The organism is Ectobacillus sp. (assembly GCF_056992975.1).
This window is the reverse complement of the sequence record NZ_JBXKMX010000080.1, coordinates 16,781-38,913: the sequence shown is the minus strand read 5'-3', so window position 1 is coordinate 38,913 and position 22,133 is coordinate 16,781. Positions and strand designations below refer to the sequence as shown.

The window sequence follows — 22,133 nt, the reverse complement described above, 5'->3', positions numbered from 1 at the left end:
CCCCTCTTTTTGTTAACTTACTAGTGCAACAATTTTTTGTGCCCCATCTGCCATCGATTCAGCCGCAGCAATATTTAATCCGGATTCATTTAATAATTTTTTTCCAAGTTCAACATTAGTTCCTTCCAGCCGAACAACAAGCGGAAGTTGAAGGCCAACTTGTTTTGTCGCTTCAATAATTCCTTTTGCAATGACATCACATTTCATAATTCCTCCAAAGATGTTAACAAAAATCCCCTTTACCTTTTCATCTGATAAGATAATTTTAAAGGCTTCCGTTACTTTTTCAGCTGTAGCACCGCCGCCTACGTCGAGAAAATTCGCTGGATTACCGCCGTAATGATTGATAATATCTAGTGTTGCCATCGCAAGTCCTGCCCCGTTCACCATACAACCAATGTTTCCATGAAGTGAAATATAGCTTAAATCAAATTTCGAAGCCTCAATTTCCTTTGCATCCTCCTCATCCAAGTCACGATATGCTACAATATCCTTATGGCGATATAACGCATTGGAATCGAAATTCAACTTAGCATCTAACGCTAACACGTTCCCGTCTCCTGTAACAACAAGCGGATTTATCTCTGCAATCATACAATCTTTTTCTACGAAAACTGTATATAAACCTATCATAAATTTTACAGCTTTATTTATAAGAGAATTTGGTATATTAATATTATATGCAATGCGCCGAGCTTGAAATTCTTGAAGGCCGACAGCAGGATCAATCAGTTCTTTGAATATTTTTTCCGGTGTATGTTCTGCCACCTCTTCAATTTCTGTACCCCCTTCTTCAGAAGCCATTAAAACAATTTGAGATGTAGATCGATCCAAAACAAAGCCGACATAATATTCTTTTTGAATATTACATCCTTCTTCAATAAGTAAGCGCTTCACTTTCTTTCCTGATGCATCTGTTTGATGCGTTATTAACGTCATTCCTAACAATTGCTCTGCATATGTACGAACCTCATCTATAGTTTTCGCAATTTTCACACCGCCTGCTTTACCGCGTCCCCCTGCATGAATTTGCGCTTTCACGACAATTACTTCAGATCCTAGTTGTTTCGCTGCTTCCACGGCCTCTTCCACCGTAAAAGCAACCTGGCCATTTGGGACTGCAACGCCGTATTCTCTAAGCAGTTCTTTTCCTTGATATTCATGAATATTCATTTTCCCAGCCTCCTTTGCGGTCATGTTATAAATTTACTCTACTTTATTTTATTGGAAATGAAGTATAATGTCTAGTTTAAAATGGTATAAATTATAATTTGATACAAAATTTTACAATTAATTTAGATCTCGTTTTTACATAATTAAAATGAGGGGGAATTCTCCCCTCATTTTTCGTTACATTGCAGTAGCCCCGCCATCCACAGCTAGTACTTGACCCGTTACGTATTTAGCAGCATCTGATGCGAAAAATAGTGCCGCCCCCTTTAAATCATCCTCCCCCCCTAGTCTTCCCATGGGAATACCTTGTATAATGGTATCCTTTGCCCGATCAATAATCTTCGTTGCCATTTTCGAAGGGAAAAATCCAGGTGCAATCGCGTTTACCGTAATGCCGTGTGGTGCCCATTTAACTGCTAGATCTCTCGTGAGCGACACAACAGCTCCTTTACTTGCACTATATCCAATTGCATCTAATACACGCGGATCCTGTCCAACCAGACCCGCCACAGAAGCAATGTTAATAACGCGTCCGTATTTTCGTTTTTTCATAACACGCCCTACAGCTTGTGAAATCATAAATAACCCTGTAACATTCACCTGAAGCACTTGATTGAATCGATCAATGGGATACTCCTCCACCGGTGCCCCCCATGATATACCCGAATTATTAATTAAAATATCAATTTGACCAAATTGCCTCATCGTTTTCTCCACAACATGATCCACATCTTCTTGTTTAGTAATGTCACATGGAATAGCTAACGTTTGTATGCCATATTCTTGGAGCTGCATCGCAGTTTCTTCACACGCTTCCAACTTCCGTGAACAGATAACAACATTTGCTTTGCTTTCAGCAAGACCGCGTGCAAGTTGTTCTCCTAAACCTCTTCCACCACCTGTTACGATGGCTACTCTCCCTGCTAACTGAAACAAGTTCGTCACATCTTTGCTTTTTTCTGCAGCTCGCATCTCATTTCCCCCTTTATCGTCTAGGCAATTTGTAGTTCATGCATGACTGCGTTGTTCATTACATTTATATGTGTGCAACAATAGCAAAGTTTTCACGCTTTTCTACCGATATATATATGATTATTTCACTTCCTCTACTCGTTTATAGTTGTACCAGCCTTCCCCTGACTTTCGTCCAAGTTTACCTTCTTTCAATTTTTCAGCAATAATCGCACGCGGTTTATCTCTTGGGTCTCTTGTTTCTGCATAGCGCTGGGTTTGTACATAGTACGCCACATCTAGTCCCGATAAGTCCATTAAAGCGAAGGGACCAATGGGATGGTTTAACGCACGTTTGCAAATCAAATCAATATCTTGAAAATCCGCTATGCCTGCTTCATATAAATTCATGGCTTCATCCATTAATACACCCAAAATTCGATTTGCAACAAAACCAGAAATTTCTTTGCGAAGCAATATGCCAGTTCGATTCATTTTTTTACAAATATCCATTGCTACTTGCGCCGTTTCTTCTGAAGTTTCCTCACTCATTACGACCTCTACACAATCCATAACAAGGGGCGGATAAAAAAAGTGCATGTTACATACCTTGTCCAGACGAGATGTAGCGGATGCAAGAAGTGAATTAACAATCGTAGAGCTATTTGTCGCTAAAATCGCATGAGGCGGTGCGAATATATCTAATTTTGCAAATACCTCCCGTTTCACATCTAATTTCTCTACTACCGCCTCAATAATAAAATCTGCCTTGGATGCTGTTTTTTCGAGGTTTGTAGAAAACGATAATCTAGCAAATGCAGCATCCTTTTCTTCTTCTGAAATTTTCTGTTTTCGTACCCATTTATCCATCAATTCATGCAGCGTCTTCTCTGCCTTCTGAAGTGCTCCCTCATGAATATCTTGTAACACCGTTTGAAATCCTCCTATCGCACAAAGCATCGCAATTTGATGTCCCATGCTTCCTGCGCCAATAACTGAAATGTGTTTTACTTGTACCATGCCTATTCCCCCTTATTAATTGATTTCACGCAAGGCTCTTCGTAATATTTTTCCCTACGTCCGTTTCGGTAACGAATCGCAAAATTCTATGATTCTCGAAACCTTATAGACTGCGAGATGAGACCGGCAATATTGTAGGAGTTCTTGCTCACTTACCCGGGCTCTATGTTTTCTCACAATATATACTTTCACCGTTTCTCCCCTATACGAATACTGCTTCCTGTACGGAAGGAATTTGCACTTCTGTCTGGATATGAGTGGTATAATGAACGAACCATTTCTTCATTAGTAGTGTCTCTTCTCTACTATTTCAGCCTGCAAATCCTTCCGAACTAGAACGTTTGCTCATTTCTTTCGTAAATAGACGCGCTGGATTAGCAATAAAGAGCCTATCAATCTGTTTTGCACGGACACCAGCTTCATACAGAACAGGAACCACGTTATCAAACAAATTTGTTATATGATAATTAGCCAGAACAGATTGAACTTCTGCCGAGAAAACAAGTGGGCGTCCTAACCAATAATTCACTGTATCTTGTGACAAAATCAATTTATCTGCGTAACCTAGTCCAAGGAGGGCTAGAAGAATTCCCGTTCTTAATTGGTCAGTAGGCGTTCCTGCTACTCCTTGTAAACCAAAACGGTCTAAGGCAATGGAAACGCCTGTTTCTAATGTTCGGATATGATACGAAAGATCCGTACTTCCGCACATATGCCCAATACTAATTTGATTTTGATTTGCTCCATGTTCTAAAAGAAGTTCTGCCTGCTCGGGTCCCATCGTTCCTTCTTGTGTATGGGTTATAATTGGAACACCCGTTTCACGCTGTGCTCTTGCAGCTGCGACAAAAAACATCTTTTCATAGTCTGTAATTACATCTTTACTTGATGCTACTTTAATAGCACCTGCCTTAATCCCTGTATCACCAATTCCAATCTGGATCTCCCTCATAAACATTTCATAAATTTCTTCCACAGCATCTCCAAAAGCTGACCTAAATTTAAAGTAACCAGGTGCCCCCTCATCCTCATAGTAATACCCTGTCGTACAAATGATTTGTAATCCTGTACGTTCAGAAATTTCCTTTAGTAATACAGGATTTCTGCCACAATCATTAGGAGTTGGATCCACAACCGTAGCTACACCTTGCATCATGGCGCGTTTTGCAACTTCAATGCCCGCTTGTAGCGCATCTTCAATTTGAAAACCCCCTAACGATACATCTCCCTGAAAACCTGCATAGCCAAATACAAAATGTTCATGCATCAACGTCTTCCCTAACTGATTGGTAGTTATGGGTCCCGTGACAGTTTGTATCATGCGAGTTCCTCCTTTTTCTTCTTTTCCTGTTCTTGCAGAAGACGCCATAGTATTTTTCCTGTCCCAGACAACGGCAACTCTTCTACAAATGCAACGGTGCGAGGAATCTTATAATTGGCCATAACCTTGCGCGACCATGCAATGATTTCTTCTTCTGTAATGGTTTCGTTTGGTTTACGAATGACAAATGCCTTTACTGCTTCCACTGATCGTTCATCCTGAACTCCAATGACACAAGCTTGCAGAATGGATGGATGCTTATATAAAATAGCTTCGATTTCCGTAGGCCATACTTTAAAGCCAGAAACATTAATCATTCGTTTCAACCTGTCAACAATGAAGTAATACCCTTCTTCATCCACTTTTGCAATATCTCCCGTTCGAAAGTAGGTCGTTCCATTTAAGGTAATAAAGGCTTCTTCCGTTGCTTCTTGACGCTTCCAATATCCCTTGCACACTTGAGGTCCAGCTACAATCACTTCCCCCTCTTCGCCTACACCTAATAGTTGCTGCGTATTCGGATTCCACACGCGAGCATCTACCCCAAAGGAAGGTACACCCATACATTGTAGCTTCGGTCTGTGCACAGGATTAAAATGTGTTTGTGCCATCGTTTCAGACAAACCATACCCTTCGATATAGGAAACTCCCAGCACCTGTAACAATGTTTCTCCTATTGTCTTAGGAAGTGGTGCCCCTCCGCCTCCTACAATAGATAAAGAAGAGAAATCATAGGATATAAGATTAGGTACCTGTAAAAAATCCACTACCATTGTACTGATGTTAATCCAATGAGTAACTTTATATGTCTCTATGAGTTTTGCTGCAATATCGCGATCCCAGCGCGTTACAATCACGATGGTTGCTCCCGCATACAACGGGGCATTCATCCCATGTTGCATACCTGTCACATGAAAAAACGGCAAAGTAGCTAAAACAACGGCATCATCTGTCAAATGAGTCCAGTAAGCGGCGCCTAATACATTTGCAAGCGTTGTTTCATGTGTATGAATGCACCCTTTTGGATTTCCCGTTGTTCCTGACGTATAAGGCAGCACCGCAACCGTACCCGGCTCGAATGACAAATACGAAGGTTTATAAGTGGTGCAGATGACTTCATTCCAATGAATAATATGTTCTTGTGATATGGTCTGTCTTGGGGATGTAATGATTTCAGAAAGAGTATAAGGAGTGTTCTCAGGAAGATAGTCGGAATAGGTAGCTACAATGATATGTTGTAAAGATGTCGTTTGTAAGAAAGGTACAATGTTTGAAACTAACTCTTGACCAACAACTGCAACAGATGCCTCGCTATCTTCTACAAAAAAAGCAAGTTCTTCAGGCACATTCATTGGATTTAATGGTACCACAATGGCCTGAATTCGTAGAATCGCATAATAGGCGATGACAAACTGCGGTGAGTTTTGCATATAAAGTAAAACTCGATCTCCTTTATGCACGCCTAACACCTGCTCGAAGTAACCAGATACTTTTATAACCTCGGTCTCTAGTTGTTTGTAGGTAATCACAGAATCATAGTATACGATTGCTGCTTTATTCGGATTTTTCTGAGCAGACACCCGTAAATTTTCGAAAAGATTATGCTCAGGAATAGCAATCGTTTTCGGCAACCCTTTTGGCCAATGCGGAAAGTGAAGCTCTTTCATCTATATCTCCCCTTCACATACATATTTTTCGGGTAAAGATTTCTACTTCTATTTACGTATCATTTAAGTAAGCGTTTGCAAAGAGGTGTTAGAGAGTGCCCCCAGCTTTTTGCGCACGAAGTACCGCAGTTCGGCCCCGTAAAGCAAGATTACAATCTGTGCAATCTTTGGTACGATTTCCTGCTTTTTTACTGTCATTTCAATTAATCTATATTCCTCTTGAAAATCCTATGGAATAAAAAGAATGTGATGCTTCTCTTGTAATAAAACTACCACCAGCCATTACAGTTTGTGGCATATGCTTTCCTCCATTCGAATCTCATCTTTGTACAGTTTGGCGACAAGTGGATATAATCCTTGCTTTGCCACATACAAGATCTCTTTCTCATAGCCAGCTTTTCTAAGTGAGCGACCGACCCTAGAAGACAAGAGAAGCTGCTCTGCACAATCTATATTTCCTTTATAAAAGAGGTATGCAATCCTAGCGGAATCGGTAAGATCCCACTGTCCTTGCTGCATGAGATGATGGATGACAAAACCCGCACCGTAAAAGTCTTCAAGAGATACATTGCCGCCAGAACCAGAACAGATGATGACAATTGTTTCGTCTTCATGTTCAGCCTGAACCGTTTTTGCTACCGCGTGACCATTAAAGAGAGAAGCTACATATACTTCCTTTGCTACCGATGCGCCCGAAATTGCAACCGTACCGTTCGTAGTGGAGAGAATCATCGTCTTATCCTGCAATATACCTTTTAATTCACTCGGATACGGAAGCAGAAAATTCTCAATAGAACGGCCTTGATGCTCTCCTACTACAATACAATCACGTTTATCTTGCTGTTTTCTTACCAGTGCCTCTTCCTTCGAGCGAACGGGAATGACTGCCCTTGCACCGTACTGCAAGGCGACTGTAATCATCGATGTCGCAATTAATACGTCAAGTACAACCGCTATATTCCCCTCTAGTTCGTTGCTACGAATTTCTTCCTTTGTCATAACGACATGAAGTTTCCCCACTTCCCTTACCCCCTATATTTCTGAGACTGCTCCCCTGCATGCAATAGGAGTCCTCGTACAAACTGATCCATCTTTGCAAACCGAGGATCTTTCGTTTGTCCCTGTTTATATCGATAAAAAATCTGTTGAATAATCACAGCCAATTTAAAATATGCAAAGGTAATATAAAAATGGATGTTGGATACATCACGCCCGCTTTTTTTTGCATAGGCTTCCACAAATTCATCTCTCGTCATAAAACCATCTTGTACCGTAATAGGAGGTCGACCTAATCCGTATTGCAAAAAGTTCGGATCCTCTGCTTGCACCCAGTAGCTCATGGCTGCCCCAACATCTGCTAAGGGATCTCCAATCGTAGACATTTCCCAGTCGAACAAGCCAACAACCTTCGTCACATCATCATTGGCAAACAACATATTGTTACATTTAAAATCATAATGGATAATAGAAGGCTTTGGTGACTGTGGAATATTTGTCGTAAGCCATTTCGTAATATGCTCGACTTCAGAAAATGTATCTGTTTTCGCTTTCTCATATCTTTGAATCCAGCCTCTTACTTGTCTTTCCATGAATCCATCTGGATACCCAATTTTCGCAAGCGGCGTTTGTTCATACTGCACATCATGAAGAGACACAAGTGTATCAACAATTGATTCCGAAATCTCATGACACAACTGCTTCGTAGGCTTAATTTCATCCGGAAACGCAGTGTCTAGCACAATGCCACGGCGACGTTCCATGATAAAAAAAGGACATCCAAGAATCTCTGTACCCTCATGAAACAAATACGGCTTTGGAGCTAAGGGAAATACATCATGTAATAGACCAAGGAGCATCGATTCACGCTGCATATCATGAGCCTTTGGAGGTACTTTTCCTAATGGAGGGCGACGAAGTACAGCCTCCCACGTACCAATTTTCAGTTCATACGTTAAATTGGAAGCACCGCTAGGAAATTGCTGTACAAGCAAATGCTCATCTGGAATATCCTGCAAATTTCGTTTTAGAAACTGTTCCAATTGTGCGATTGGCAATTCTTCTCCCTTTCGAACCGGAATAGTATCTAGCATCCTCATCCCTCCTTTTTTTCAATTCCATTTAAAACCATATCCATACATATATTTGCAAACGCTTCAGCTTTTATAGGACCACTTGGATTAAACCACATGTAACTCCAATTACACATTCCTAAAATGCCGAGTGCAATCATGCTTGGATTTAATTCCTGTTTAAACTCCCCGATTTCGATTCCTCTCTGTATTACATCTTCCAATCCACGTCGAAACTGATCTCGCTTTTCAAGTAATTCTTCTAAATTGCTATCTTTTAAATTTTGTAATTCCCGAAAAAACACGCGTGCATTTTTTCCATTCTGCTCAATATTTTGTATGAGCATTGTGATAATTTGATGTAGCTTCTCACGAAAAGATGTATCTATCCTCTTCATGATTTGATTCTGCTGACGTAAAATGAAATCGATAAAGCGGTGATGAATGGCAACAAGCAGCTCCTCTTTACTTACAAAATGGTAATAAAAAGCGCCTTTTGTCACCCCAACGGTATCAACAATATGTTGAATAGATGTTTCTGCAAATCCTTGTTTTTCAAATAGTTCAATGCTTGCTTGTATGATTTTCTCTTTCACATTCTCACCTTCTCCTGATACCTTCTTATACCATTTTCATTGCGGAACGTTCCGCTTGATAGGGCTTTAATTCCAGCTTGGCAATGGCCGCTTTGTGTACTTCATCTGGTCCATCGGCTAAGCGAAGTGTTCTTGCATTAGCCCAGTGTGCTGCTAACGGAAAATCATCGCTCACACCTGCTCCGCCCAACGTTTGAATGGCTCGATCAAGTACGCGCAATGCGACATTTGGTGCAACAGCTTTGATCATAGCAATTTCTTTTTTCGCTACTTTATTTCCCGCAGTATCCATCATATAGGCAGCTTTTAACGTAAGAAGGCGTGCTTGTTCAATTTCAATGCGTGCTGTTGCAATCCAGTCCTGCACGACTCCTTGCTCGGAAATTGTCTTTCCAAAGGCAACCCTACTTAAGGAACGCCGACACATAATTTCAAGCGCCCGTTCTGCCGCACCGAGTAACCGCATACAATGGTGGATTCGACCAGGTCCTAACCTTCCTTGCGCAATCGCAAAACCCTTCCCTTCTTCCCAAATCATATTTGAAGCAGGGACAACAACATTTTCAAATAACACCTCTGCATGACCGTGCGGAGCATGATCATATCCGAATACTGGCAATGTCCGAAGTATCTTCACCCCTTTCGTATCCATCGGAACAAGAATCATCGACTGTTGCACATGACGTGGCGCAGATTCATCTGACTTTCCCATGAAAATAGCAATTGTACAACGCGGATCCCCCGCACCAGATGTCCACCACTTTCTTCCGTTAATGACATATGTATCGCCTACCCGCGTAATGGAAGATTGAATGTTTGTTGCATCCGAGGACGCAACTTCAGGCTCCGTCATAGCAAAACAAGAACGAATATCGCCGTTTAACAGAGGTTTCAGCCATCTTTCCTTTTGTTCCTCTGTTCCATAACGAGCCAATACCTCCATATTCCCCGTATCCGGAGCAGCACAGTTAAATACCTCTGGCGCTATAAAGGAACGTCCCATCACCTCACAAAGCGGTGCATATTCTACATTTGCCAAACCAGCCCCGTATTGATCCGGTAAGAATAAATTCCAAAGACCCGCTTCTTTCGCTTTTTGTTTCATCTCTTCCATGATAGGCGGAATACACCAGCGATCTTTCAGAAGCTGCTGTTCATAAACACTTTCATTTGGATACACAACTGCTTCCATAAAATCTTCTAGCTGTGTGAGTAAGTGTCGTACCTTTTCACTGTAAGAAAAATTCATATACGGTCCTCCTTGTTAACTAACCAGTCGGTATGTTTTTTACAATATATACTAATTCTTCTCTATTAATCCAAATTCCTTCTATTTTTCAAAAAAAAAAGAAACTGCATAGGCAGTTCCTTACATGTCTTTAATCGGTGCAAATGATTTACGGTGAAATGGTAACACACCATATATTTGTAGTGCTTCTAGATGCTCTTTTGTTCCATACCCCATATTTCTTTCAAATCCATACCCCGGATATTGTTCTCCTAATTGCTTCATCATACGATCTCGTGTTACTTTCGCGACAACCGAAGCCGCAGCAATCGAAATGCTTTTAGCATCCCCCTTAATAATGGATGTTTGCATCGTATCGATTGGTAATTTCATAGCATCAATTAACAAATGTTCCGCTGTAACGGACAACTGAGAAATCGCTAGCAGCATAGCTTTCTTGGTAGCTTGGTAGATATTGATTTCATCTATAATTTCTGAAGACACAATGCCAATTCCAATTGCAATTGCTTCGTCTTGTATAGATTCGAAAAACTGTTCTCGCCGCGCCTCGCTTAATTGTTTCGAATCATTTAAACCAGGAAGAAAAAAAGACTCTGGCAAAATAACAGCAGCAGCAACAACAGGACCAGCCAAAGGGCCTCTTCCTACTTCATCAATCCCTGCAATCCACTTCACACCTTGCGCACGAAGTGCAGTTTCGAATTGTGTCATCTGGAAAAAATGTTCTCGCTGAACCATTTCATGTTTTCTTTTTTTACGCCACCGCGTAACGAGACTTTGCACACCTTTACGTTCATCTTGCAATACTTCTAAAAAACGTTCATCCATTTCTGAAGTGATTGTATCTAGAAGCAGCCCGATTTCACGAATCGTTTTCCCCATAAAATTCCTCCTACATGTTTCCATACAAAAAGAAAGGCACGCCTCTGCGCACCTTTATGCTATTATTTCTGGTTCTTCTAGTGTAAGACGACCTAGCTTTCCTGCACGAAGTTCTCGCAGAACTAGCTCCGCTGTTTTATCATAATCGATAATCCCGCCGCTCATGATGCAGCCTCTATTCTTCCCAATTGCATCAAAAAGTTCAACAATTTCATCTGGTATATCAGATAATTGATAGCGTCCCATTAAATTATCAGGGTAATGCGCAGACAAAAAACGAAGAGCATACACTGCTATATCTTGTAAATTCAAAATAGAGTCTTTAATAGCACCAGTCGTTGCTAAGCGATAACCAACTTGCTCATCCTCAAATTTCGGCCATAATACACCTGGAGTATCTAGCAGCTCTAACTCCTTGCCCACTTTAATCCATTGCTGTGCAGTCGTAACACCTGGACGATCTCCCGTCTTTGCAATATTCTTTTTGGCAAGTTTATTGATTAAGGTTGATTTCCCTACGTTAGGGATACCAACAATTAAAGCGCGGATGGCCCGAGGCTTTACACCCTTGGCAATTAGTTTATCCGTTTTTTCTTTTACAAGTTCCTTTGATGCCGCTGTTATTTCCTTCATTCCCTGGCCAGCTTGTACATTTAAAGCAATTGCTTTATAGCCACTGCTTTGAAAATGTTTAATCCATTTATTAGTCATTCGTTCATCAGCTAAATCTGCTTTTGTCATAACAATGAGACGCGGCTTATTTGCAACAATTTCATCCATCATCGGATTGCGTGAAGATGAAGGCAAGCGTGCATCAACAAGTTCAATGACAAGATCAATAAGCTTCAGTTTCTCGGTTATTTGTCGTCTTGCTTTCGCCATATGGCCTGGAAACCATTGTATAGTCAAACAATCATCCTCCTTAAGGATGCGGAATCATACGGGCATCTGAAAACGGCCAATATACAATATTTGTTTTCCCGATTACTTGATCAATTGCTACTGTTCCAATCGTACGACTATCTTTACTAAGCCTACGATTATCCCCCATAACAAAAATCTGCCCTTGTGGCACTGTTTTCTGCCCGGTAATGTCCTCTAATTTAAAATCATACGTAAGTGGTCCGTCTTTAACTTGCTTTTTATATGCATCAAGATAAGGTTCTTCATATCGTTTCCCGTTCACATATAGAACATCATCTTTAAATTCGATTGTGTCACCCGGTAAACCAATAATACGTTTGATATAATCTTTGTCCACGGTTGCTTTAAATACAATAATATCAAAGCGCTTTGGCTCACTAATTTTGTAACTGATTTTATTTACAATCATGCGATCATGGTCATGTAATGTCGGCATCATCGATACGCCATCTACTAAAATAGGAGCAAAGAAAAAAAAGCGGATGATAGCCGCTAATGCGATTGCTACAACAAATGCTTTCATCCATTCCCACGTTTGGTTTTTTCCTTTCGCCATGAACGAACCTCCGCTACTTGCTATTATTGGAAAAAGGGAGCTTGCTATCACAAGCTCCCACATGTTCATTATCTAATTTCTTTAATACGAGCTTTTTTACCGCGAAGCTCACGCAAGTAGTACAACTTAGCACGACGTACTTTACCACGACGTAGTACTTCTAACTTTGCAATACGTGGTGTATGAACTGGGAATGTACGTTCAACTCCAACGCCGTAAGATACTTTACGAACGATGAATGTTTCACTAATTCCGCCTCCGCGACGCTTAATAACAACGCCTTCGAAGATTTGAATTCTTTCACGAGTACCTTCTACTACTTTAGCATGTACACGTACTGTGTCACCAGGACGGAAAGATGGTAAATCCGTTCTTAATTGATCCTTTGTAATTTCATTAATTACATTTTGCATATATGTTTTCTCCTTCCAAACGGATGCTCTTACAAGCCTTTTTTGCAATTGCAGCGGAACATCGTGGTTAGACTTATATAAGTCACAAGTGATATCATAGCATACAATAGTATTGGTTGCAATAGCATAAAACTAAGATTTTTTAAAACTGTTAAGGCTTTTTACTTGTCTTGTTTAAACTCTTGAATCCATTCTTTTTCTACCTGTGAAAGTTCACGTTTTTCTATCAAATCTGGTCTGCGATTATAGGTTCTTCGTAGAGATTCTTTGTGGCGCCATTGTTCGATTTTTTGATGATTTCCTGATAAAAGTATATCAGGTACGCTCATACCTCGGAACTCTGCTGGACGTGTGTAATGAGGATGTTCAAGCAATCCTGTACTGAATGAATCTTCTGCACAAGACTGTTCATTACCAAGTACTTCAGGCAATAACCTGACAACGCTATCGGTAACTGTCATCGCTGCTAGCTCACCGCCTGTTAATACATAATCACCAATTGATATTTCATCTGTAACAAGATTCGTTCGAATGCGCTCATCATATCCCTCATAATGACCACATATGAAAATCAAATGTTCTTCTTGCGCTAGCTCTTCCGCCTTGCTCTGTGAGAACCGTTCTCCCTGTGGACACATTAAAATAACGCGGGGCTTCTTAGAAGACAATGATAGATGCTCGACCGCATCAAAAATTGGCTGAGGGGCAAGCACCATTCCCGCTCCTCCGCCATATGGATAATCGTCAACATTATGATGTTTATCCGAAGAATAGTCACGAAAATTAATTACGTTAAGCGAAACAGCTCGCTTCTCTTGGGCTTTTTTTAAAATAGAGGAACCAAATACCCCGGTGAACATTTCAGGAAACAAGGTTAATATATCTATTTTCATTCTAATAACCCTTCCATTAATGCAATTATCACAATTTTTTCCTTTGGATTCACTTGTAATACAACTTGATCAATATAAGGTATATATGATTCTTTTCCATTCTTTCGTTTTACAACCCAAACGTCATTAGCACCGGGTGAAAGAATTTCAGTAATCGTACCGATTTCTTCTTCGTCCTCAGTTACAACGCGGCACCCAATAATTTGATGGTAATAGTATTCTCCTTCTTCGAGTCCTATAAGGTTCTCATCTGATACCTTTAATATGGCACCTTTAAATTGTTCAACATCATTTACATCTTCATAGCCCGCAAATGTAAGTAGATCAAATGATTTATGAACTCTGTGAGAAGATACTGTAACATGTATTGGTTCCTTACTGCCCTCTTTCCAAATAGAAAGCTTATTTCCAACTTTATAACGTTCCTCACGAAAATCCGTACTGGAAATAACACGCAATTCTCCTTTGATACCATGTGTATTAACAATTTTCCCAACATTCAACCACTTTGCCATCGTTATTCACTCCTGTTATGGTTTATGGCTTGACTTTATTTACTATCTTATGAAAAAAGGGAGAGGAATACTCCCTCACCCTTTTTAGATAAAATTTCTATTGTAGCTTTCATATTTTGTTGAAGTCCTGCTGACGTAACATAGTCCGAATCATGTTTGCGATTCGTCCATATTTTCCAATGACTTCTCCAACATCTTCTGAATCACTTCCAAATGATCTTACAATCATTTGGATCAATCCATCATCATTGGGAGAGCCCCAATTATTTATTTAGCTTAGACAAATGAAATTTTTCAAGAATTCCTTGATTTGAGAAAAGGTTACGAACTGTATCAGATGGTTTTGCACCATTTTGTAACCATTGTAATGCGCGTTCTTCGTTGATTTTCACTTCTGCAGGTTGTGCAACTGGATTATAGTATCCGATTTCTTCAATGAAGCGTCCATCACGAGGAGAACGAGAATCTGCTACTACTACACGATAGAAAGGAGACTTTGTTGCTCCCATACGTTTTAAACGAATTTTAACTGCCATTTATAAAGCACCTCCGAAATTGTTTCACACAGATAATTATATTATCAAATATGTTGTTCCTTTGTAAAGTATAAATTCTTAACAGAGCAAAATTTTCTTAGAATTTATAAAAATACTGTAACTATATTACATAAAAGGGAATTTAGGCATACCTTTTTTCTTACCTTTTTGCATGCTTGTCATCGATTTCATCATTTTTTTCATATCTTCAAATTGCTTTAACAAGCGGTTTACTTCTTGGATAGAAGTCCCACTTCCTTTTGAAATTCTTTTTTTGCGACTCGCATTCATTAGTTCAGGCTGCTCCCGTTCTTTCTTCGTCATGGAACGAATAATAGCCTCTACGTGTCCAATTTGCTTATCATCGACTTGAACATTCTTCAAGCCCTTCATCTTGTTGGCACCTGGAATCATATTTAAAATTTCATCAAGTGGTCCAAGCTGACGCACTTGTCCAAGCTGCTCGAGAAAATCATCGAATGTAAACGATTGCGACCGCATTTTTTGTTCAAGTTCTTTCGCTTTATCCTGATCAACAGCGAATTGTGCTTTTTCAATCAAGGTAAGCACATCACCCATCCCTAAAATACGAGAAGCCATACGTTCGGGATGAAAGGCCTCTAATGCATCTAGCTTTTCACCTAGTCCAACGAATTTAATTGGTGTATTTGTAACAGCTTTAATAGACAGAGCCGCCCCGCCGCGTGTATCACCGTCGAGTTTCGTTAGAACAACGCCTGTTAACCCTAACTGTTCATGGAAGCTCTGTGCTACATTGACTGCATCTTGACCAGTCATGGAATCAACTACAAGGAAAATTTCGTCTGGATTCGCTACTTCTTTCACTTGCTGCAATTCGTTCATAAGTTCTTCATCAATGTGCAAGCGACCAGCTGTATCAATGAGAACGTAATCATTATGATCTTGCTTTGCTTTTTCAATCGCTTGCTTTGCAATTTCAACTGGGCTAACTTTATCGCCTAAGGAAAATACAGGCATATCCAGTTGTTTTCCAAGTGTTTCTAACTGCTTGATAGCTGCTGGTCGGTAAATGTCAGCTGCCACTAGAAGCGGGCTACGATTATGCTTTTTACGAAGTAAGTTTGCAAGCTTGCCAGTTGTCGTTGTTTTCCCTGCACCTTGCAGCCCCACCATCATAATGACAGTTGGAGGACGACTGGAAACCGCAATTTTACTCTGCTCCCCGCCCATAAGTTCTGTAAGCTCTTCTTGAACAACCTTAATAACCTGTTGCCCAGGTGTTAAGCTTTTCATTACCTCTTGCCCAACAGCACGCTCGGAAACTTGTTTGATAAAGTTTTTTACCACTTTAAAATTAACGTCTGCTTCTAAAAGGGCTAGACGAACTTCACGCATCATTTCTTTTACGTCGGCTTCAGATACTTTCCCTTTGCCGCGAATTTTGTGCAATGTCTGTTGAAGTCGGTCGGCCAATCCTTCAAATGCCATAATGCCGCCCTCCTATTCTAATTTTTCAATAGCCTCAACAATTTGTAATGCTTCTTCATTTGTCTGGTTGCCCTCGCTAATGAATGATTTCAGCTGTTCGATAAGATGTTGCCGCGCTTGAAACTTTTGAAACAATACGAGTTTTTCTTCGTATTCTTCTAGCATTGCCTCCGTACGCTTAATATTATCATATACAGCTTGACGGCTTACATCAAACTCTTCTGCAATCTCGCCAAGTGAGTAATCATCTAAATAGTAAAGAGACATGTAGCTTCTTTGCTTCGGGGTTAACAACGATTGATAAAAATCAAATAAATAGTTAATTCTCGTTGTTTTTTCGAGCATGCTTCATCATCCTTTGTTAAGTAAATTACCTTTACAAAAACAAGTGTACAAAATCTCATTTACACTGTCAAGTATTTTCCCTTTTCTAGCTACTAAATAACGCGCTTAGCAAAGGGTAATCTTCGATCAAATAGGATTGTTTTTTATTCAGCTTCAATTAAATCGGCAAACAATCCATACACATATTGCTGCGGATCAAATTCTTGTAAATCATCCATCTTCTCACCTAAGCCAACAAGCTTAACCGGTACATCTATTTCGTTACGAATCGCCAATACGATGCCACCTTTAGCTGTTCCATCAAGCTTTGTTAGAACGATTCCCGTTACATCCGTCGCCTCGCGGAACGTTTTGGCCTGACTTAACCCATTCTGACCTGTCGTTGCATCCATAACGAGCAGTACTTCATGAGGTGCAGATGGTACTTCACGTTCAATGACGCGCTTCACTTTTTCTAATTCCTTCATTAAATTTACTTTATTTTGTAAGCGACCTGCGGTATCACAGAGCAATACATCCACTTTACGGGCTTTTGCAGCTTGAATCGCATCAAACATGACAGCTGCCGGATCTGAGCCAGCTGTATGTTTAACGACCTCCGCGCCAACACGTTCTCCCCATACTTCTAACTGTTCAATTGCTCCTGCACGGAACGTATCGCCAGCTGCTAATAAAACAGACTTACCTTCCTGCTTTAACTTATGGGCAAGCTTTCCAATCGTCGTTGTTTTTCCTACACCATTTACACCTACAAATAAAATAACCGTCAACCCTTGTTGTATATTTAATTTATTCTGGAATGATCCACCTTCATATATTTCAACTAGCTTTTCGGAGATAACACTTTGCATATCACGCGGGTCTTGAATATTGCGACGTTTCACTTCTTCTTTTAACTCATCAATTAGCTCCATTACAGTCGAAACCCCAACGTCAGCACCAATTAAAATTTCCTCTAACTCTTCAAAGAAGTCTTCGTCGATTTTACGGTAGCGATAAACCAGATCATTCACTTTTCCTGCAAAAGAATCTCTCGTTTTTTCCATGCCTTGCTTAAATTTTTCTGTTACGGAGCTGGCCTGTTGTGAAAGTTTCTCTTTCAGTTTGTTAAAAAAGCTCATATTCATCGATCCTTTCTATTCCGTAAGAACATTTTCTTTTTCATCGAGTCTAACCGAAACGAGTTTCGATACGCCCGATTCTTGCATAGTAACACCGTAGAGAACATCGCATTCTTCCATCGTTCCTTTGCGGTGAGTAATTACAATAAACTGAGTATTTGCGGTAAAATTCTTTAAATACTGTGCAAATCGTAACACATTTGCTTCGTCAAGTGCAGCCTCTGCTTCATCCAAAATGCAAAATGGCACCGGACGAACTCGTAAAATGGCAAACAGTAAGGCAATGGCTGTTAGCGCACGTTCCCCGCCAGAAAGTAACCCTAAATTTTGAAGCTTCTTTCCTGGAGGCTGTGCCACAATATCAATACCTGTAGCAAGTAAATCGGCACCATCTGTCATCACAAGATCTGCACGTCCCCCACCAAAAAGTTCTCGGAAGGTTTCTTGAAACTCAGATTTAATGGCAGTAAAAGTATGAGAAAATCGTTTCTTCATTTCTTCATCCATTTCACCGATTATTTGATACAACGTTTCCTTCGCCTCGACTAAATCGCCTTGCTGCTCTAATAGAAATGTGTAACGCTGTGAGATTCGATCGTATTCATCGATTGCACCTAAGTTTACCGTTCCAAGCTCATCGATGCTAGCTTTTGTTAATTTCACTTGCCTTTTGGCATCTTCTACTGGCATTTCCATCGGATATTTATCCTTCGCTGCTTCAAAAGAAATAGAATAAGCCTCCCGTAGCTGCTGCAAACGATTGTCGAGCTCTACATCTAATCGGTTCACTTGTATCTCTTGCTCTTTTACGAGTTGTATTAAGTATTTTTGCTGGCGCTTTGCTTCCTTAACCTCTTGCTCAAGCTTCTCATAGGTTTCTTGCAGTGTAAATCGTTGTTCGCGCCGTAAACGTATTAATTCAGTCGACCGATTACGCTCAGTATCCTTCATCTGAATCATAGCAGAAAGCTGCTCTTCGCCGCTAGAATTTGAAGTCATTTCTTGCTTTAAAAACGTTAAATCTTCTTTCGTTTGTATAATTTGTTGTTGCGCACTATGATAATCGTTTTCTAAACGCGTTACCTTTTCTTGTTGATTACTTTGCCGTTGTTGATGCTTTGCTACTGCTACTTTCAATTCTGTAATTTCATCTTGTAATTTTTCCTTTGAAGAAGTCTGCTCATTCTTTTTCTTTGATAGAGCGCCAATTTCTTCATCATACTTAATAAGCGTTTGCGAAAGAAGCTGTAGCTTTTCTTCTAATTCCTCTATACGCTCTTCTCTTTTCGATTGGTCTTGCACAATTCCTTCTATTTCAAGATCATACATAGCTAACCGGTCATTCACACGGTTTTCTTCGGCCTCTACTTGTGTGAGCTTCTTTGTGCGTTCTTGATCTTGCATGAGCATTGCATCCCAATCATTTCGATACCGAATTACTTGGTTTTCTTCATCATGAATGCGTTGCTTTAAGTTCCGAACACGTTCTTCTAGACTGTTCGTCTTCTCCTCCATCTCCGCCAATTTAGCAGTCACCGTCTCTATTTCACGTTGACGACTTAAGAGAGATGTTTTTGCCTGTTTTACTGCTCCACCGGTCATAGCCCCACCAGGATTTACGATATCGCCTTCTAATGTCACAATTCGATACCTATACTTTAGCAATCGTGCTAACTCATTCGCACCCTTTAAATCTCTCGTAACGAACACTGTACCGAGCAGGCTTTGGATAATGGTTTCATAACGTTTGTCATATTGAATAAGATTAGCAGCAATACCAAGAAATGCTGGATGCTGTTTCGCTCCGTATAGTGCTTCCGGCGTAACATTTTTCCCTTTAATAACAGAAAGCGGTAAAAAAGTTGCACGTCCATATTGATTACGCTTTAAATATGAAATCGCTTCTCGTCCATTTTCTTCGGTTTTTACTACAATATGCTGCATTGCGGCTCCAAGAGTCGTCTCAATTGCTACTTCATATTCTGCTGGTGCTGAAATCAGTTCAGCCACCGCACCTTCTATTCCTTGTAACTGATTGCGAGCCTTCAATACTTCCCGAACGCCTTGATAGAACCCAGCATAATCTTCTTGCATTTCTTCCAGCATTTCTTTTCGCGAACGCGTTTTTTGTAAAAATTGATAGGCTTGATAGAGTTTACCTTCACTATCGTTTCGTTCCTGCTTGATATGAGAAATATTCGCTTCTGTTTCACGTAGCAGAGCTTTATGATTTTCTAGCATTGATTTAAATTCAGCATACTCTTGTATTAAAATTTGCTTACGTTCTTTAATTTCAACACGCATTTTTACATATTTTTCATTTTCTTCATCAAGTTGCTTATTTTTAGACTGACGTTGTTTTGTTTGTTCTTTAATAAGAGAAATTTCATTTCGAATACTTGCTTGTTTATTAAGCAGTTCAATGTAATCTCCCTTTAACGTTTCAATGCGCTCATCTAAATTTTGTTCAAACGATTGCAATGCAGTGAGCTTTGTATGTAATTGTGTTTGTAAGTTTGCTACATATGTAGAGATTTCTTGTAGAAGGGAATGATCACTGGCAATATTCTGTTCATATTGAGAAAGCTTTTCTGTTAGCTGCACAACCATTTGTTCAAGCTTTAAGCAGTTTTCATCCGCATTTTTCTTACGTTCTTTCAGCAATTCTCGCTGTCCCTCTAGCTTTTCTAATTCTTTACTAGAAAGCAGCAGCACTTCCTGCAAGGATTGGATAGATTCATCAATGGTTTGTGTATCTGCTCGCATTTTTTCGATATTTGCTTCATCACTTTGTAAAGAAGAAGTTACGGTTAGTTCTTTATCTTTATTTTCCTCTAGTTGTTTTAATAATGCTTCCCATTTTTCATGAAGTTCTTCAATTTCATATACAATGAGTGCTGCTTCGACCCGTTCTAATTCTTCCTTTTTTTCCAAGTAGTCTTTTGCAGCCGATGCTTGCATACCTAACGGTTCAATTTGCTTACTAAGTTCATGAATAATATCTTCTACACGATTTAAATTTTCCTGTGTTTCTTCTAACTTTGCTTCTGCTTTCTTTTTCCGTGTTTTATATTTCAGTACCCCTGCTGCTTCTTCAAAAATGCTACGGCGGTCTTCTGGCTTACTACTTAATATTTCTTCAACTTTTCCTTGGCTTATAATCGTGAAGGCTTCACGTCCCATACCTGAATCCATAAATAAGTCAACAATATCCTTTAAACGGCACGCTTGTTTGTTAATAAAAAAATCGCTATCCCCTGACCGATATACACGTCTCGTCACACTGATTTCATTAAACTCAATTGGAAGACGCTGATCTTCATTATCCAGTGTAAGGGTGACTTCTGCCACATTTAAAGGTTTTCGCGTATCGCTTCCAGCAAAAATAATATCTTCCAACTTTGCTCCTCGAAGCGATTTTACTGACTGTTCACCGAGCACCCAACGAATACCGTCCGTAATATTACTTTTCCCGCTGCCATTAGGTCCGACAACAGCCGTCACGCCTTGGACAAAATCAATGGATATTCGGTCTGCAAATGATTTGAATCCCATGATTTCTAATCTTTTGAGGAACATCACTACTCCCCCTTTATGCATAATGAATCCCCCTACCTCTAGGGGGATTCTGTTATTGATGTTCTTTTAATTTTTTTAATGCTTCTGATGCTGCATGTTGCTCTGCTTCTTTTTTCGATCGACCCATTCCCACACCTAATATTTCACCATTTAACATGACATGTGAAACAAATTCACGACTGTGAGCAGGACCTTTTTCATGCAGTATTTCGTATTCAATATTTCCACTACCATCTCGTTGAATTAATTCTTGTAGCTGACTTTTAAAATCCATCACATGAGAAAAAGCACCTTCATTGATTTTTGGATAGACAACTGTTTTTAGAAAATCCCATACAACTTCTAACCCTTGATCTAAGTATAGGGCTCCAATAAACGCTTCAAACACATCCGCTAACAAAGCAGGTCGTTCTCTTCCGCCTGTCATTTCTTCGCCTTTTCCTAATAGAACAAATTCGCCAAATGAAAGTTCATTTGCAAATTGAACAAGTGAAGGTTCACAAACAATTGATGCACGTAGCTTTGTTAATTCTCCCTCGCTCATTGTCGGATATTTTTGAAACAAATATTGTGAAACAGTAAGTTCTAGAACTGCATCTCCTAAAAACTCCAAACGTTCATTATCTTCATGAGGTTTTTTGCGATGCTCATTCACATAAGATGAATGTGTAAAAGCTTGAATTAACAGTTTTTCATTCGTAAATTCAATTCCAATTTGACTTTGAAATTTTTGAAATGCTTCGCGATGTTTCATATTATACCTATTATCTCTATGTCTTCTGTATGGCATAGGCCCCTCCTGGATATCTATCCGCATATATATGCTGAGAAAGCCCCGCTAGAGTGCGGGACT

General features: G+C 39.9%; 22 protein-coding genes. All 22 read right to left on the bottom strand.

Annotation, left to right across the window (positions count from 1 at the left end; translation table 11 throughout):
- Window positions 1–12: 12 nt before the first annotated feature.
- A complete protein-coding gene (gene sucC / locus AC11ZT_RS04135) occupies window positions 13–1,173 on the bottom strand; it encodes an ADP-forming succinate--CoA ligase subunit beta (protein WP_484058387.1) in 1,161 nt (386 codons plus the stop codon).
- Window positions 1,174–1,350: 177 nt separating this feature from the next.
- A complete protein-coding gene (locus tag AC11ZT_RS04130; protein ID WP_484058386.1) occupies window positions 1,351–2,145 on the bottom strand; it encodes an SDR family oxidoreductase in 795 nt (264 codons plus the stop codon).
- Between the two features lie 120 nt (window positions 2,146–2,265).
- On the bottom strand, window positions 2,266–3,144 hold the full coding sequence (locus tag AC11ZT_RS04125; protein ID WP_484058385.1) for a 3-hydroxyacyl-CoA dehydrogenase family protein: 879 nt from the start codon (window positions 3,142–3,144) through the stop codon (window positions 2,266–2,268).
- Between the two features lie 54 nt (window positions 3,145–3,198).
- The gene (locus tag AC11ZT_RS04120; protein WP_484058396.1) at window positions 3,199–3,399 is read right to left on the bottom strand and encodes an AMP-binding enzyme; all 201 of its coding nucleotides are present in this window, start codon (window positions 3,397–3,399) and stop codon (window positions 3,199–3,201) included.
- Window positions 3,400–3,454: 55 nt separating this feature from the next.
- Window positions 3,455–4,465, bottom strand: a complete 1,011-nt coding sequence (locus AC11ZT_RS04115) for a phosphotriesterase family protein (protein ID WP_484058384.1) — start codon at window positions 4,463–4,465, stop codon at window positions 3,455–3,457.
- The gene (locus tag AC11ZT_RS04110; RefSeq protein ID WP_484058383.1) at window positions 4,462–6,132 is read right to left on the bottom strand and encodes a long-chain-fatty-acid--CoA ligase; all 1,671 of its coding nucleotides are present in this window, start codon (window positions 6,130–6,132) and stop codon (window positions 4,462–4,464) included. The genes AC11ZT_RS04115 and AC11ZT_RS04110 overlap by 4 nt, the downstream gene beginning before the upstream one ends.
- A 282-nt stretch (window positions 6,133–6,414) precedes the next feature.
- Window positions 6,415–7,152 (bottom strand): 2-phosphosulfolactate phosphatase, encoded by a 738-nt coding sequence (locus AC11ZT_RS04105; RefSeq protein ID WP_484058382.1) that lies wholly within the window; start codon window positions 7,150–7,152, stop codon window positions 6,415–6,417.
- A gap of 5 nt (window positions 7,153–7,157) precedes the next feature.
- Complete coding sequence (locus tag AC11ZT_RS04100) at window positions 7,158–8,222, bottom strand: phosphotransferase family protein (RefSeq protein WP_484058381.1); 1,065 nt, start codon at window positions 8,220–8,222, stop codon at window positions 7,158–7,160.
- Window positions 8,223–8,224: 2 nt separating this feature from the next.
- Window positions 8,225–8,797: a TetR-type transcription factor C-terminal domain-containing protein gene (locus tag AC11ZT_RS04095; protein WP_484058380.1), complete on the bottom strand. Its 573-nt coding sequence runs from the start codon at window positions 8,795–8,797 to the stop codon at window positions 8,225–8,227.
- Between the two features lie 25 nt (window positions 8,798–8,822).
- Entirely contained in the window at window positions 8,823–10,046 is a 1,224-nt protein-coding gene (locus AC11ZT_RS04090; protein WP_484058379.1) for an acyl-CoA dehydrogenase family protein, read from the bottom strand.
- 120 nt (window positions 10,047–10,166) lie between these two features.
- Window positions 10,167–10,928 carry a ribonuclease HII gene (locus AC11ZT_RS04085; protein WP_484058378.1) on the bottom strand — a complete coding sequence of 254 codons (762 nt, stop codon included), beginning with the start codon at window positions 10,926–10,928 and terminating at the stop codon, window positions 10,167–10,169.
- Window positions 10,929–10,982: 54 nt separating this feature from the next.
- Window positions 10,983–11,837 (bottom strand): ribosome biogenesis GTPase YlqF, encoded by an 855-nt coding sequence (ylqF, locus tag AC11ZT_RS04080; RefSeq protein ID WP_484058377.1) that lies wholly within the window; start codon window positions 11,835–11,837, stop codon window positions 10,983–10,985.
- Window positions 11,838–11,850: 13 nt separating this feature from the next.
- A complete protein-coding gene (gene lepB, locus AC11ZT_RS04075) occupies window positions 11,851–12,408 on the bottom strand; it encodes a signal peptidase I (RefSeq protein ID WP_484058376.1) in 558 nt (185 codons plus the stop codon).
- Window positions 12,409–12,476: 68 nt separating this feature from the next.
- Entirely contained in the window at window positions 12,477–12,821 is a 345-nt protein-coding gene (gene rplS / locus AC11ZT_RS04070; protein WP_379967224.1) for a 50S ribosomal protein L19, read from the bottom strand.
- A 161-nt stretch (window positions 12,822–12,982) separates the two neighbouring features.
- Window positions 12,983–13,714, bottom strand: coding sequence for a tRNA (guanosine(37)-N1)-methyltransferase TrmD (gene trmD / locus AC11ZT_RS04065; protein ID WP_484058375.1), 732 nt, complete (start codon window positions 13,712–13,714; stop codon window positions 12,983–12,985).
- Window positions 13,711–14,229, bottom strand: coding sequence for a ribosome maturation factor RimM (gene rimM, locus AC11ZT_RS04060; protein WP_484058374.1), 519 nt, complete (start codon window positions 14,227–14,229; stop codon window positions 13,711–13,713). Before rimM ends, trmD begins: the two co-directional genes overlap by 4 nt.
- Before the next feature lie 263 nt (window positions 14,230–14,492).
- Window positions 14,493–14,765 carry a 30S ribosomal protein S16 gene (gene rpsP / locus AC11ZT_RS04055; protein ID WP_379967215.1) on the bottom strand — a complete coding sequence of 91 codons (273 nt, stop codon included), beginning with the start codon at window positions 14,763–14,765 and terminating at the stop codon, window positions 14,493–14,495.
- A 126-nt stretch (window positions 14,766–14,891) separates the two neighbouring features.
- The gene (gene ffh, locus AC11ZT_RS04050; protein ID WP_484058373.1) at window positions 14,892–16,235 is read right to left on the bottom strand and encodes a signal recognition particle protein; all 1,344 of its coding nucleotides are present in this window, start codon (window positions 16,233–16,235) and stop codon (window positions 14,892–14,894) included.
- A 12-nt stretch (window positions 16,236–16,247) separates the two neighbouring features.
- The gene (locus tag AC11ZT_RS04045; RefSeq protein WP_484058372.1) at window positions 16,248–16,580 is read right to left on the bottom strand and encodes a putative DNA-binding protein; all 333 of its coding nucleotides are present in this window, start codon (window positions 16,578–16,580) and stop codon (window positions 16,248–16,250) included.
- A gap of 143 nt (window positions 16,581–16,723) precedes the next feature.
- On the bottom strand, window positions 16,724–17,701 hold the full coding sequence (gene ftsY, locus AC11ZT_RS04040) for a signal recognition particle-docking protein FtsY (protein ID WP_484058371.1): 978 nt from the start codon (window positions 17,699–17,701) through the stop codon (window positions 16,724–16,726).
- A 15-nt stretch (window positions 17,702–17,716) separates the two neighbouring features.
- Complete coding sequence (gene smc / locus AC11ZT_RS04035) at window positions 17,717–21,280, bottom strand: chromosome segregation protein SMC (RefSeq protein WP_484058370.1); 3,564 nt, start codon at window positions 21,278–21,280, stop codon at window positions 17,717–17,719.
- Between the two features lie 52 nt (window positions 21,281–21,332).
- Window positions 21,333–22,070 carry a ribonuclease III gene (rnc, locus tag AC11ZT_RS04030; RefSeq protein WP_484058369.1) on the bottom strand — a complete coding sequence of 246 codons (738 nt, stop codon included), beginning with the start codon at window positions 22,068–22,070 and terminating at the stop codon, window positions 21,333–21,335.
- Window positions 22,071–22,133 lie beyond the last annotated feature (63 nt).

Excerpts from the sequence above, each read along its gene's own strand:
- AC11ZT_RS04045 (WP_484058372.1), bottom strand. The coding sequence starts at position 16,580 with ATGCTCGAAAAAACAACGAGAATTAACTATTTATTTGATTTTTATCAA.
- AC11ZT_RS04125 (WP_484058385.1), bottom strand. The coding sequence starts at position 3,144 with ATGGTACAAGTAAAACACATTTCAGTTATTGGCGCAGGAAGCATGGGA.
- rplS (WP_379967224.1), bottom strand. The coding sequence starts at position 12,821 with ATGCAAAATGTAATTAATGAAATTACAAAGGATCAATTAAGAACGGAT.
- rnc (WP_484058369.1), bottom strand. The coding sequence starts at position 22,070 with ATGCCATACAGAAGACATAGAGATAATAGGTATAATATGAAACATCGC.
- trmD (WP_484058375.1), bottom strand. The coding sequence starts at position 13,714 with ATGAAAATAGATATATTAACCTTGTTTCCTGAAATGTTCACCGGGGTA.
- AC11ZT_RS04085 (WP_484058378.1), bottom strand. The coding sequence starts at position 10,928 with ATGGGGAAAACGATTCGTGAAATCGGGCTGCTTCTAGATACAATCACT.
- ffh (WP_484058373.1), bottom strand. The coding sequence starts at position 16,235 with ATGGCATTTGAAGGATTGGCCGACCGACTTCAACAGACATTGCACAAA.
- lepB (WP_484058376.1), bottom strand. The coding sequence starts at position 12,408 with ATGGCGAAAGGAAAAAACCAAACGTGGGAATGGATGAAAGCATTTGTT.
- AC11ZT_RS04090 (WP_484058379.1), bottom strand. The coding sequence starts at position 10,046 with ATGAATTTTTCTTACAGTGAAAAGGTACGACACTTACTCACACAGCTA.
- rimM (WP_484058374.1), bottom strand. The coding sequence starts at position 14,229 with ATGGCAAAGTGGTTGAATGTTGGGAAAATTGTTAATACACATGGTATC.
- AC11ZT_RS04100 (WP_484058381.1), bottom strand. The coding sequence starts at position 8,222 with ATGCTAGATACTATTCCGGTTCGAAAGGGAGAAGAATTGCCAATCGCA.
- AC11ZT_RS04130 (WP_484058386.1), bottom strand. The coding sequence starts at position 2,145 with ATGCGAGCTGCAGAAAAAAGCAAAGATGTGACGAACTTGTTTCAGTTA.
- AC11ZT_RS04110 (WP_484058383.1), bottom strand. The coding sequence starts at position 6,132 with ATGAAAGAGCTTCACTTTCCGCATTGGCCAAAAGGGTTGCCGAAAACG.
- smc (WP_484058370.1), bottom strand. The coding sequence starts at position 21,280 with ATGTTCCTCAAAAGATTAGAAATCATGGGATTCAAATCATTTGCAGAC.
- AC11ZT_RS04115 (WP_484058384.1), bottom strand. The coding sequence starts at position 4,465 with ATGATACAAACTGTCACGGGACCCATAACTACCAATCAGTTAGGGAAG.
- ftsY (WP_484058371.1), bottom strand. The coding sequence starts at position 17,701 with ATGAGCTTTTTTAACAAACTGAAAGAGAAACTTTCACAACAGGCCAGC.
- sucC (WP_484058387.1), bottom strand. The coding sequence starts at position 1,173 with ATGAATATTCATGAATATCAAGGAAAAGAACTGCTTAGAGAATACGGC.
- rpsP (WP_379967215.1), bottom strand. The coding sequence starts at position 14,765 with ATGGCAGTTAAAATTCGTTTAAAACGTATGGGAGCAACAAAGTCTCCT.